Origin of the sequence: Acinetobacter sp. IRS14, from assembly GCF_034650275.1 — a bacterium.
GTDB classification, from domain to species: domain Bacteria; phylum Pseudomonadota; class Gammaproteobacteria; order Pseudomonadales; family Moraxellaceae; genus Acinetobacter; species Acinetobacter oleivorans.
Genome location: NZ_JAOVFN010000027.1, coordinates 1 through 12,384 on the forward strand (window position 1 = coordinate 1; position 12,384 = coordinate 12,384).

10 protein-coding genes and 1 pseudogene are annotated in these 12,384 nt (G+C 40.7%); all 11 read left to right on the forward strand.

The window, feature by feature from the left end:
* Window positions 1–193: pseudogene (locus tag ODQ17_RS17190) on the forward strand (acetyl-CoA C-acyltransferase); the annotation flags it as partial.
* Between the two features lie 2 nt (window positions 194–195).
* A complete protein-coding gene (pcaB, locus tag ODQ17_RS17195; protein WP_322905180.1) occupies window positions 196–1,554 on the forward strand; it encodes a 3-carboxy-cis,cis-muconate cycloisomerase in 1,359 nt (452 codons plus the stop codon).
* Window positions 1,551–2,336 carry a 3-oxoadipate enol-lactonase gene (pcaD, locus tag ODQ17_RS17200; protein ID WP_322905182.1) on the forward strand — a complete coding sequence of 262 codons (786 nt, stop codon included), beginning with the start codon at window positions 1,551–1,553 and terminating at the stop codon, window positions 2,334–2,336. The genes pcaB and pcaD overlap by 4 nt, the downstream gene beginning before the upstream one ends.
* Window positions 2,337–2,378: 42 nt before the next feature.
* A complete protein-coding gene (locus tag ODQ17_RS17205) occupies window positions 2,379–3,734 on the forward strand; it encodes an MFS transporter (protein WP_322905184.1) in 1,356 nt (451 codons plus the stop codon).
* A 15-nt stretch (window positions 3,735–3,749) separates the two neighbouring features.
* A complete protein-coding gene (pcaC, locus tag ODQ17_RS17210; RefSeq protein ID WP_005306044.1) occupies window positions 3,750–4,163 on the forward strand; it encodes a 4-carboxymuconolactone decarboxylase in 414 nt (137 codons plus the stop codon).
* Between the two features lie 10 nt (window positions 4,164–4,173).
* Entirely contained in the window at window positions 4,174–4,899 is a 726-nt protein-coding gene (gene pcaH, locus ODQ17_RS17215) for a protocatechuate 3,4-dioxygenase subunit beta (RefSeq protein ID WP_016137964.1), read from the forward strand.
* A gap of 14 nt (window positions 4,900–4,913) precedes the next feature.
* Window positions 4,914–5,543, forward strand: a complete 630-nt coding sequence (pcaG, locus tag ODQ17_RS17220) for a protocatechuate 3,4-dioxygenase subunit alpha (protein ID WP_151989457.1) — start codon at window positions 4,914–4,916, stop codon at window positions 5,541–5,543.
* Between the two features lie 75 nt (window positions 5,544–5,618).
* Complete coding sequence (aroD, locus tag ODQ17_RS17225) at window positions 5,619–6,446, forward strand: type I 3-dehydroquinate dehydratase (RefSeq protein ID WP_322905187.1); 828 nt, start codon at window positions 5,619–5,621, stop codon at window positions 6,444–6,446.
* A gap of 19 nt (window positions 6,447–6,465) precedes the next feature.
* Window positions 6,466–7,920 carry a right-handed parallel beta-helix repeat-containing protein gene (locus tag ODQ17_RS17230; RefSeq protein ID WP_322905189.1) on the forward strand — a complete coding sequence of 485 codons (1,455 nt, stop codon included), beginning with the start codon at window positions 6,466–6,468 and terminating at the stop codon, window positions 7,918–7,920.
* Between the two features lie 69 nt (window positions 7,921–7,989).
* Window positions 7,990–9,309 (forward strand): carbohydrate porin, encoded by a 1,320-nt coding sequence (locus ODQ17_RS17235; protein ID WP_322905191.1) that lies wholly within the window; start codon window positions 7,990–7,992, stop codon window positions 9,307–9,309.
* Window positions 9,310–9,390: 81 nt separating this feature from the next.
* Window positions 9,391–11,820: a glucose/quinate/shikimate family membrane-bound PQQ-dependent dehydrogenase gene (locus tag ODQ17_RS17240; RefSeq protein ID WP_322905193.1), complete on the forward strand. Its 2,430-nt coding sequence runs from the start codon at window positions 9,391–9,393 to the stop codon at window positions 11,818–11,820.
* Window positions 11,821–12,384 lie beyond the last annotated feature (564 nt).

Sequence of the window (12,384 nt, forward strand, 5' to 3'; positions counted from 1 at the left end):
TTTGCCAGACGATTCTAACAAGGTAAATCCAAACGGTGGTGCGATTGCTTTAGGCCATCCACTTGGCGCATCAGGTGCACGCCTCGTGACAACAGCATTAAACCAGCTTGAACAAACAGGTGGTCGTTATGCCTTGTGTTCAATGTGTATTGGTGTAGGTCAAGGCATCGCATTGATTATTGAGAGAGTCTAATCATGAGCCAGTTATATGCCAGCTTGTTTTATCAAAAAGACGTCACTGACATCTTTAGTGACTCATCTTTAATCACATATATGATTCAGGTTGAAGTTGCGTTAGCTCAAGCACAGGCAAAAGTTGGTGTGATTCCTCAAAATGCGGCTAATACCATTGCCCAAGTAGCTGAGCAGGCAATAGAGAAGTTTGATTTTTCAGCGTTGGCTGTAGCAACTGGCTTAGCTGGAAATATTGCAATTCCATTTGTAAAGCAGCTTACGGCAATTGTTAAAGATGTTGATGAAGATGCTTCACGTTATGTGCATTGGGGTGCAACGAGTCAGGATATTTTAGATACAGCTTGTATTTTGCAATGCCGCGATGCGTTAAACATTGTGGAAGAACAACTTCAACACTGCTATACCACAGCATTACAACAAGCTAAGCAATATCGTCATCAAGTCATGATTGGGCGTACATGGTTACAGCAAGCTTTACCAATTACTTTAGGACATAAACTCGCTCGTTGGGCTTCTGCATTTAAGCGTGATTTAGACCGTATCCAAGCCATGAAATCACGTGTACTCACTGCTCAGTTAGGTGGTGCTGTGGGTTCATTAGCTTCTTTGCAAGATCAAGGTTCGCTTGTAGTGAGTGCATTTGCTCAGCAGCTGAATCTGACTGTACCGACAAGCACATGGCATGGTGAACGCGACCGTATTGTAGAAATCGCAAGTGTACTTGGCATGATTGTTGGGAATACGGGCAAGATGGCACGTGATTGGTCTCTTATGATGCAAACTGAAATTGCAGAGTTGTTTGAGCCAACCGCGAAAGGTCGTGGTGGTTCATCGACTATGCCTCATAAGCGTAATCCAGTTGCAGCAGCTTCAGTACTTGCAGCAGCAAATCGTGTACCAGCACTTATGTCTAGCATCTATCAAAGCATGGTGCAGGAACATGAGCGTAGCTTAGGCGCATGGCATGCTGAATGGTTAGCAATCCCTGAAATTTTTCAGCTTTGTGCTGGAGCATTAACTCGTACTGGTGAAGTTTTACAAGGTTTTGAAGTTAATGCTGAGCATATGCAGCAGAACCTTGACTGTACCAACGGGTTGATTATGGCCGAAGCTGTGATGATGGCACTTGCTCCAAAAATTGGACGTTTAAATGCTCATCATGTTGTTGAAGCAGCTTGTAAAACAGCCGTGGCTCAAAAGCAGCATTTATCTGAGGTTGTTAGTCAGTTAGATGAAGTAAAAGAACATTTTAGTCAAACAGAAATTCTGGAAATATTTAAAGCAGAAAACTATTTGGGCAACATTCAAGCTCAAATTGATGCTGTTCTGCAAGAAGCACAAGGAGGAGACATAAAGTGAAACAGCTTATAACCAATCGACAAGGTAAACAGCTCGCTGTATATACCGACGGATTAAAAGATGCTCCAACACTTGTGTTATCTAACTCCTTAGGAACAGATCATGGAATGTGGCAGCCGCAAGTAGATGAGCTTAAAAGTCATTTTAATGTCATTACATACGACACACGTGGTCATGGCGAAAGTGATGTGAACGCTGAAACATCTTTACAAAACTTAGGTGAAGATGTTGCTGATATTTTAGATACCTTAGATATTGAAAAAGCTCATTTTTGTGGCATTTCAATGGGCGGAATTACAGGGCTTTGGTTGGGTGTTCATTATCCAGAGCGCTTTCTAAGCATTACTGTCGCAAATTCAGCGGCAAAAATTGGACAGGCTGAGGCGTGGTTGAGTCGCGCAGAATCAGTAGAACAAAATGGACTGGCTGAATTGGTTAAAACCACGTACACACGTTGGTTTAGTGAAAAATTCGACTATCAACATAATGTGGTTGCACAAACGACGATTCAAAGTCTGGCAAACACACCAGCACAAGGTTATGCCAATGCGTGTCGTGCTTTAGCACATGCTGATTTAAGAGATGAAATTACGCAAATCCAAGTTCCTGTATTGCTCATTGCAGGAACGGCAGATCCAGTGACAACAGTAGCAGATGCTGAGTTTATGCAGAATGCTATTAAGAACAGTCAAATTGCTAAATTGGAAGCATCTCATCTTTCTAATATTGAGCAACCGCAAAGATTTACTCAGGAATTGACTAGGTTTATTCAGCAAATCTAATAGCTTAGTAGTTTAAAAGGAATTGGCCTTAAGGAGGCAAATATGGCGTCTCAGGATTACGCTGCACCAAATAAAAGTATCGATGCTCAAGCATTAATTAATGATGCTCCACTCAGTAAGTATCAATGGATGATTGCAATCATCTGTTTCTTAATTATTTTTACTGATGGTATCGATACTGCTGCAATGGGTTTTATCGCTCCAGCTTTGGCTCAAGACTGGGGTGTTGATCGCTCTCAGTTAGGCCCAGTGATGAGTGCTGCACTTGGTGGAATGATTATTGGAGCTTTGGTTTCTGGCCCAACAGCTGACCGTTTTGGTCGAAAAATCGTTTTAGCTTTTTCGATGCTTGTGTTTGGTGGTTTTACTTTAGCATCTGCGTATGCAACCAACTTAGATAGCCTTGTCGTTTTACGCTTTTTGACAGGTATTGGTTTGGGTGCGGCGATGCCAAATGCCACCACATTATTTTCTGAATACTGTCCAACACGCATTCGTTCACTGCTGGTGACATGCATGTTCTGTGGCTACAACCTAGGTATGGCAACAGGTGGCTTTATTAGTAGCTGGCTCATACCTACATACGGTTGGCACAGTCTATTTTTACTTGGCGGCTGGTCACCTTTGATCTTAATGATTTTAGTGATTTTTGTCTTACCTGAGTCTTACCGCTTTTTAATTGTAAAAGGTAAGAACCCAGAGAAAGTACGCAAAATCTTAAATCATATCGCGCCAACTCAAGTTCAAAATACGACTGCATTCCATGTACCTGAAGAGAAAACTGAAACAGCTCAAAAGAAAAATGTGTTTGGAATTATGTTTTCTAAACCATATGCAAAAGGAACACTTTTACTTTGGTTGACCTATTTCATGGGCTTAGTTGTTGTTTACTTGCTTACAAGCTGGTTACCAACACTGATGCGTGAAACGGGTGCTTCAATGGAGCGTGCTGCATTTATTGGTGGATTGTTCCAGTTTGGTGGTGTGGTCAGTGCATTGTTCATTGGTTGGGCGATGGATAAATTTAACCCGAACCGTGTCATAGCCATTTTCTACTTTGCTGCGGGTCTATTTGCGATTGCTGTTGGTCAAAGCTTAGGAAACTCAACATTACTTGCTGTATTGGTTCTTTGCGCAGGTATCGCGATTAATGGTGCGCAATCTTCAATGCCAGCTTTAAGTGCACGTTTCTATCCAACGCAGTGCCGTGCAACAGGTGTTTCTTGGATGACGGGTATTGGACGTTTCGGTGCGGTATTTGGTGCTTGGATTGGTGCCGTACTACTCGGTAATGATTGGTCGTTTACTGCCATTCTCAGTTTATTACTAATTCCAGCGACTGCTGCGGCTGTTGCTGTATTTGTTAAATCACTTGTTGCGCATACCGATGCAACTTAATAGAGGTCTATCACAATGAATGATGAACAACGCTATAAACAAGGCATTGAGGTGCGGACTGAAGTTTTGGGTGAAAAGCATGTTGGTCGGTCTTTGCAAAACTTAAATGACTTTAACCAAGATTTTCAAAACTTTATTAGCCGTTACGCATGGGGTGAGGTGTGGTCTCGTCCAGGCTTACCACGTCATACACGTAGTTTAGTGACGATCGCAATTTTATTGGCGCTTGGACGTGAAGATGAACTACGCATGCATTTACGTGCTTGTTTCAACAATGGCGTAACCAAAGAAGATTTAAAAGAGTTGATCTTACATAGCTCACTCTATGCAGGTTTACCTGCTGCAAATGCTGCAATGCATATGGCCGAAGAAGTCTTTAAAGAGTTGGGAATAGAAGTCAACTCAGTTGCAGCAAAAGAACAGGATTAAGGAGATAAAGATGTCACAACATAGCTGGGGTGCTTACGCCCAACGTAATACAGAAGACCATCCACCTGCATATGCGGAAGGTTATAAGACAAGTGTTTTACGTTCGCCAAAAAATGCATTGATTTCTATTAATGAGACTTTAACTGAAGTTACTTCACCGCATTTTTCTTCAAATTTGTTTGGCCCAAAAGATAATGATTTGATTTTGAACTATGCCAAAGATGGTTTACCAATTGGTGAGCGTGTCATTGTTCATGGTTATGTCCGTGACCAGTTTGGTCGTCCTGTTAAAAATGCACTTCTAGAAGTATGGCAAGCCAATGCTTCTGGTCGTTATCGCCATCCAAACGATAAGTTTATTGGTGCAATGGACCCTAACTTCGGTGGTTGTGGTCGTACATTAACTGACGAAAATGGTTTTTATATTTTCCGTACTATTAAACCAGGTCCATATCCGTGGCGTAACCGTATCAATGAATGGCGTCCAGCTCATATCCATTTCTCTTTAATTGCTGATGGTTGGGCTCAGCGCCTAATTTCGCAGTTTTATTTTGAAGGCGATACGCTCATTGACACTTGCCCGATTTTAAAAACGATTCCTTCTGAAGATCAACGTCGTGCATTGATTGCACTAGAAGATAAAAACAACTTTATCGAAGCTGATAGCCGTTGTTACCGTTTTGACATCACTTTACGTGGTCGTCGAGCGACTTACTTCGAAAATGATTTGACTTAATCAGGAGCACGAGCATGAATAACTGGAATTTTCAGGAATTAAAAGAAACACCATCTCAAACAGGCGGTCCTTACGTTCACATTGGTTTATTGCCACAACAAGCAAATATTGAAGTGTTTGAAAACAACTTTAATAACCAGTTAGTACAAGAACAAACTCAAGGTGAGCGCATTCGTCTGGAAGGTCAGGTATTTGACGGATTGGGTTTACCGCTACGTGATGTGCTGATTGAGATTTGGCAAGCTGATGCGAACGGTATTTATCCAAGTCAGGCAGATACACGTGAGCAAAAAGCTGATCCTGCATTTCAGGGTTGGGGCCGTACAGGTGCAGACTTTGAAACAGGTGTTTGGAGCTTTAATACAATTAAGCCAGGTGCTACAGCAGGCCGTAAAGGTTCAACTCAAGCACCGCATATTGCATTAGTCATTTTCGCACGCGGTATTAATTTAGGTTTGCACACACGTGTTTATTTTGAAGATGAAGCCGAAGCAAATGGCAATGACCCAATTTTAAATAGCATTGAGTGGGCACCGCGTCGCCAAACTCTTATTGCAAAACGTTTTGAAGAAAATGGTGAAATTGTTTACCGCTTTGATATTCGTATTCAAGGCGATAACGAAACAGTATTTTTTGATATTTAAGAAACACCTAAGGCTACACATGATTGTCCATGGATGCGTGTAGCCTTTTTAAAGGATGGTATGAAAGAGATGAAAATGAAAACATTATTAAGCTTAAGTTTGCTTGCACTCCCTTTTTTTACAGCACAGGTGAATGCTGAACCTCTTGCTTTAGCTACTCAAACACAACCTGCGACTACAGCAGTTAAAACAATTGTTCCAATTACAGCAAAGACCAAAGAACAAGCTTTAGCGCAAGCTCAAGTCATTGCAAATACAGCAGATGCTGATTTAGCAGAGTTCCGTATCGACTTACTCAGTTTTGCAAGTGATACAAAACAAGTGATTGCATTGGGGCATGAATTAAAAAAGATTTTAGGCAATAAGCCACTAATCGCCACCATTCGTACTAAAAACGAAGGTGGTCAGCTTGAAATTAGCGATGCTGATTATGGTAAGACTTATCAGGCTTATTTAAAAAATCCGTTCATGGATTGGTTAGATGTTGAAATGTTCCGTGATCAAAAAGTAGTTTCAGAAATTGTTCAAAAAGCACATCAAAAGAAAGTGCTGATTGTCATGTCTAATCATGACTTCCAAAAAACACCAAGCCAAGATGAAATTGAAAAACGCTTGTTAAAACAAGATCAAATGGGGGCAGATATTCTAAAAATTGCCGTAATGCCAAAATCTAAACAAGACGTTTTCACTTTAATGAACGCAACTTTAAAAGTAAGTCAGCAAACCACTAAACCATTGTTAACGATGTCGATGGGACAGCTGGGTACGATTTCTCGTGTTGCGACTGCCAACATGGGCGGAAGTTATAGCTTTGGCATGATTGGCGAGGCTTCTGCACCAGGGCAAATTGATGTGACTAAGCTCAAACAGATTTTAAAAACCGTTCAACCAACAAACCCATAAATCATAAGGATATGATGAAATGAATACATTACGTTTAACTACTCTTGCATTAGGTTTGATGGTTTCAGGAATAACTGCAGCACAAACTTATGTTGTTGACCGTTATCAAGACGATAGCAATAAAGGCTCTTTACGCTGGGCAATTGAACAAGCCAATGCAAATTCAAGCGAAGCGAGCGAGATCTTGATTCAGGCGGTAGGCAAAGCACCTTATGCGATTAAATTAAATAGCGCACTTCCTGAAATTAAAGCTCCTGTCAAAATTATTGGTACCCAGTGGGATAAAACTGGTGAATACATCGCAATTGATGGTTCAAATTATATTAAAGGCGAAGGTGCAAAAGCTTGTCCCGGTGCAAACCCTGAACAGTACGGCACCAATGTACGTACTATGACTTTACCGGGGGTGGTACTACGTGACGTCAACAATGTCACTTTAAAAGGTTTAGACATTCATCGTTTCTGTATCGGTGTATTGGTTAACCGTTCAAGCAATAACCTTATTCAACATAACCGTATTAGTAATAATTACGGTGGTGCTGGTGTCATGCTTACTGGTGATGATGGGCAAGGTAACCCAACTGCAACCACGACCAATAACAACAAAGTTTTAGACAATATCTTCCAAGACAATGGTGATGGTTTAGAACTGACCCGTGGCGCTGCGTTTAACTTAATTGCAAATAACCATTTTGTTTCAACGAAAGCGAACCCAGAGCCATCACAAGGTATTGAAATTTTGTGGGGTAATGACAATACCGTAGTCGGTAATAAATTCGAAAACTACTCGGATGGCTTACAGATTAACTGGGGTAAGCGTAACTATATTGCCTACAACGAAATGACCAATAACTCGATTGGTTTCAACATGACAGGCGATGGCAACATTCTTGATAGCAATAGAGTGCATGGTAACCGTATTGGTGTTGCTATTCGTTCGGAAAAAGATGCAAATGCAAAAATTACATTGACTAAAAACCTGATTTGGGACAATGGTAAAGATATTAAACGCTGTGAAGCAGGTGGTTCATGTGTACCAAATCAGCGGTTAGGTGCAATTGTATTTGGTGTACCTGCACTTGAGCACGAAGGTTTTGTCGGTTCTCGTGGTGGTGGCGTAGTCGTTGATCCATCTAAGCAACAAAAAACATGTACTCAACCAAATCAAAAAAACTGTAATGCTCAGCCGAATCAAGGCATTAAAGCGCCTAAGTTAACCGCTACTAAAGGTTCAGTTACTGTAGAAATTAATGGTTTACCAAACCAACGCTATCAAGTTGAGTTCTTTGGAAATCAAAATGCGGCATCAAAAGAAGCTGAGCAATATTTAGGAGCAGTTACCGTTGCTACAGATGCCGAAGGCAATGCAAAAGCCAATTGGAAGCCAACTCTCAAAGTTGCTTCAATTACAGCGAATATAACGGATCGTTTTGGCGCGACGTCTGAACTTAGTTCGGCCGTACAAACTAAATAATAACAATAAGGGAAGCGCCTCAAATCGAGGCGCAGCATAGAAATATAGAAATGATAAAAGGGACTTGAAATGCCAAATATAATGAAACTGAGTGTGTTAACAATCGCAGTATTAGGCAGTCAATTTGCACTTGCTAATGAGCCTTGGTCACAAGACCGTCAATGGTTGCTAGGCGACTGGAATGGTGAGCGCCAAAAGCTAGAGCAACAAGGGTATAAATTTACGGCTTCTATCATGAGCCAAAGTGCCACAAATTTAGATGGTGGTTACAACGACAGCAATACTTTTGAAAATGCTGCGCAACTTTCTTTAGGTGCAAACTTCGATTTAGAAAAGATTGCTGGGTGGAAAGATACAACAGCGAGCCTGGTCGTGACTAAACGTGACGGGAATGCGCTTACTTTGGAGCGTATTAAAGACCCGCGTTCTAGCCAATTAGGTAATGCTCAAGAGATTTATGGCCGCGGTAAAATCTGGCGTCTGTCTCAAGCATGGGTAAAGAAAGGCTTTGTTGATAATACTATACAGGCCAAAGTTGGCCGTATGGGCATGTCAGAAGACTTTAATAGTTCTCAATGTGAGTTTCAGAACTTATTGCTTTGCGGTGGGCAGCTAGGAAAATCAATTGGTTCAATTTGGTACAACTCACCAGTTGGTGTTTGGGCTGCAAACGTTAAATATCAATTTGCGCCTGAGTGGACTTTGGGTGTCGGTGTTTATGAAGTAAATCCAGACAACATTAAAACCGAATCAAATAGTGATGGTTTTAATCTGGATATGAACAACGTGAAGGGTGCAACCATACCAGTTGAGCTAGCATGGAAACCAAAACTTGCTGCTTTTAATGGTTTACCAGGTGAATATAAAGTAGGTGCGCTGTACTCAACCGCAGAAGCGAATGATATTAAAACCGCGGGTAAGGTTCATGACGGAAAACAAAGTTTCTGGATTAATGCACAACAACAACTGACGAATAACGGCCAAGATCCGAAACGCGGTTTATATGTAAGTTTTAATGGTGTTGTAAATGATAAGGCAACGACCTTTGTTCAAAGTACCCAACAACTTGCTCTTTGGTATAAAGGGCCATTTGATAGCCGTCCAAATGATTCGATTGGCTTTGGTATTGCCAATTATTTGGTCAATGATCGTGCTAAAGATAAGCAAATCACAACAAACGAAAGTCGTGGATATTATAGCTATGATGCGATTGCATCTGACTATATTCCAATTCAAGACGACGAGCTAAATGTCGAATTGAACTATACCTATCAATGGTCTCCGGCCGTTATGTTGCGTCCAAACATTCAATATATCCATCAACCTGCTGGTGTAAAAGCAGTCGATGATGCTTGGGTGGCGGGCTTAAGCGTTAAAGTCAATTTTTAACAATGTTGATGGCTGGTTAGACATAGTTTAACTGGCCCAAATGCTTGAACTATTGTGTTCAGTATATGTGGAGTAGGATCTATGTCTGAGTCAGATTCTAAGTTTCATATCTTATTCAAAATATGGTGTTTTCTATTAGGCCTAGTTTTATTGGCTACTGGTGTTTTTTACATCGTAGGCGGTGGCAAGCTAGTTTCACTAGGTGGGTCTTGGTATTTCCTAGTCGCGGGACTGTTGATTACCATTTCTGCATTTAGTATTTTTCGTAAAAAGGCACTTGGTGTCTGGATTTTTGCGGCTGTTTTTGTTGGCACAGTCATTTGGTCATTTGTTGATGCAGGATGGGAATTTTGGCCGTTATTTTCGCGGTTAATGTTTCCTGCAGGTCTTTTTGCCGCATTGTTATTTACCTTGCCTTCAATTCGACGTTATCAATTTCAAACTAGCTTGGCATCTTCATCTTATGCAGTGGGTGGGTTAGTTGTTGTTGGTATGTTGATTGCGTTCTATCAAATGTTCCAACCGCATCCAACAGTAGCAAGTTCAGGTGAAAAGCTACCTTTAGTACCAGTTGACCCAGCTAAAAAACAGGTGAATTGGGAAAATTATGGAAATGATGCAGGTGGTAGTCGCTTTGTTGCTCTCGATCAAATTAACCGAGATAACGTTCATAAACTAAAAGAATCTTGGCGTTTTAGAACAGGTGATTTTACAACAGGTAGTGGTAATGGTGCTGAAGACCAAATGACCCCACTACAAGTTGGAAACAAAGTTTTTTTATGTACACCACATAACAACATTTTTGCGATAGATGCTGACTCGGGTAAACAACTCTGGAAAGCTGAAGTGAACTCTAAAGCCGATGCTTGGGAACGTTGCCGTGGGGTCGCATACTTTGATTCAACCAAACCACTTGTACAACCAACTTTGGCTGGTGCAAATGCAGTAACCACAGTTGCAACCAATACAGCATGTCCGCGTCGTTTATATACCAATACACCTGATGGTCGTTTAATTGCAGTCAATGCAGATAACGGTCAGCGCTGTGCTGATTTTGGTGTAAATGGAACAGTTGATCTGTTAGAAGGTCTGGGAGCTGGAACTAAAGCTCCACGTTTTGAAGTGACTTCTGCTCCGACTATTGCGGGTACAACCATTGTAGTGGGTAGCCGTATTGCCGATAACGTAGCAGCAGATATGCCAGGTGGTGTTATCCGCGGTTATGACGTCATTACTGGTAAACTTCGTTGGGCATTTGACGCACGTAATCCAGATCCTAACTATGTTCTTAAACCTGGTGAAACTTATAAACGTAGTTCTGCAAACTCATGGGCTGCAATGTCATATGACCCGCAAATGAATACGGTGTTCTTACCTATGGGTAGCTCATCTGTCGACATTTGGGGGGGTAACCGTAATCCGTTAGATCATAAATACAATACTTCTGTTTTGGCACTTGATGCGACAACAGGTAAAGAAAAGTGGGTATATCAAACTGTTCATAACGATTTATGGGACTTCGATTTACCAATGCAACCTAGTCTAGTTGATTTCCCATTGAAAGATGGTACGACTAAACCTGCTGTTGTGATTGGAACTAAATCAGGTCAATTCTTTGTGCTTGACCGTGTAACTGGTAAACCACTGACTAAAGTAATTGAACAGCCAGTTAAGCCTGCCAATATTCCGGGTGAGCAATATAGTGCAACTCAACCACGTTCAGTTGAAATGCCTCAAATTGGTAATCAGACTTTAACTGAATCAGATATGTGGGGTGCAACGCCGTTTGATCAGCTCATGTGCCGTATTAACTTCAAGTCAATGCGTTACGAAGGTCTATTTACTGCACCGGGTACTGACGTTTCATTAAGCTTCCCAGGTTCTTTGGGTGGCATGAACTGGGGTAGCATTGCTTTTGATCCGACTCATCGTTATATGTTCGTGAACGATATGCGCCTTGGCTTATGGGTTCAATTAATGGAACAAACACCTGAAGATATTAAGATTCAGGCGAGTGGCGGTGAAAAAGTAAATACAGGTATGGGTGCTGTACCAATGAAAGGTACACCATATAAAGTGAATAAAAACCGCTTTATGTCGGCTCTAAGTATCCCTTGTCAGAAACCACCATTTGGTACTATGACTGCAATTGACATGAAAACCCGTCAAGTTGCATGGCAAGTCCCACTGGGTACGGTTGAAGACACAGGACCTATGGGTATCAAAATGGGCTTAAAAGCACCGATCGGTATGCCAACAATTGGTGGACCTATGGCAACTCAAGGTGGCTTGGTTTTCTTTGCTGCAACACAGGACTACTACTTACGTGCATTTGATTCATCTACAGGTAAAGAACTGTGGAAATCACGCATGCCAGTAGGTAGCCAAGGAACTCCAATAAGCTATGTTTCACCGAAAACAGGTAAACAATTTGTGGTTGTTACGGCAGGCGGAGCTCGCCAGTCTCCTGATCATGGTGATTATGTAATCGCTTATAGCTTAGAACAATAATTAAATAAGGCAAAAGAGAGTAATTCTCTTTTGCCTTTAATTTTAATATGTTTTTTATATTAAAGTGCTGTGGTAAATTCTATTATTTTAAATAGATAGATTTACCAAATAGTAAAAAAGTGCTTTAACTCATTGCAAAACATAAAATATTCTTAAGATTCAGAATTCTTGAACCGCAGAGGTGGCCGAATGATTAGATATTTTTCACAATGTTTTACCTATAAATAAAACCGATTTGTTTATTAAGTTTTGTTTAACTTAAGGTTGTGAATTTTAATTAGAAATAAACATTATTGTCTTTTTAGTCCTTAAAAGTCGGATTTTTTTGCTGGAAAAACCAGCGTAAATATATATTTATATTATATTTATATAATTTATAGCATTACGTTAGAATGGTCATCGCAGGTTATTACTACCCAGTAATAATTTGTATTTCAGGAATTTAAGCTTTTATTGGCTTAAGGCTCATCGCAAGATGGGCCTTTTTTTATGCTCTTTAGATCATAATATTTAATTTTTATAAAATAGCCTAAGCAATAAGATATATGAATTGATGAAAACAAT

Coding starts and splice junctions, on each gene's coding strand:
- pcaG (WP_151989457.1), top strand. CDS start 4,914: ATGAATAACTGGAATTTTCAGGAATTAAAAGAAACACCATCTCAAACA.
- ODQ17_RS17205 (WP_322905184.1), top strand. CDS start 2,379: ATGGCGTCTCAGGATTACGCTGCACCAAATAAAAGTATCGATGCTCAA.
- ODQ17_RS17230 (WP_322905189.1), top strand. CDS start 6,466: ATGAATACATTACGTTTAACTACTCTTGCATTAGGTTTGATGGTTTCA.
- pcaH (WP_016137964.1), top strand. CDS start 4,174: ATGTCACAACATAGCTGGGGTGCTTACGCCCAACGTAATACAGAAGAC.
- ODQ17_RS17240 (WP_322905193.1), top strand. CDS start 9,391: ATGTCTGAGTCAGATTCTAAGTTTCATATCTTATTCAAAATATGGTGT.
- pcaB (WP_322905180.1), top strand. CDS start 196: ATGAGCCAGTTATATGCCAGCTTGTTTTATCAAAAAGACGTCACTGAC.
- ODQ17_RS17235 (WP_322905191.1), top strand. CDS start 7,990: ATGCCAAATATAATGAAACTGAGTGTGTTAACAATCGCAGTATTAGGC.
- pcaC (WP_005306044.1), top strand. CDS start 3,750: ATGAATGATGAACAACGCTATAAACAAGGCATTGAGGTGCGGACTGAA.
- aroD (WP_322905187.1), top strand. CDS start 5,619: ATGAAAACATTATTAAGCTTAAGTTTGCTTGCACTCCCTTTTTTTACA.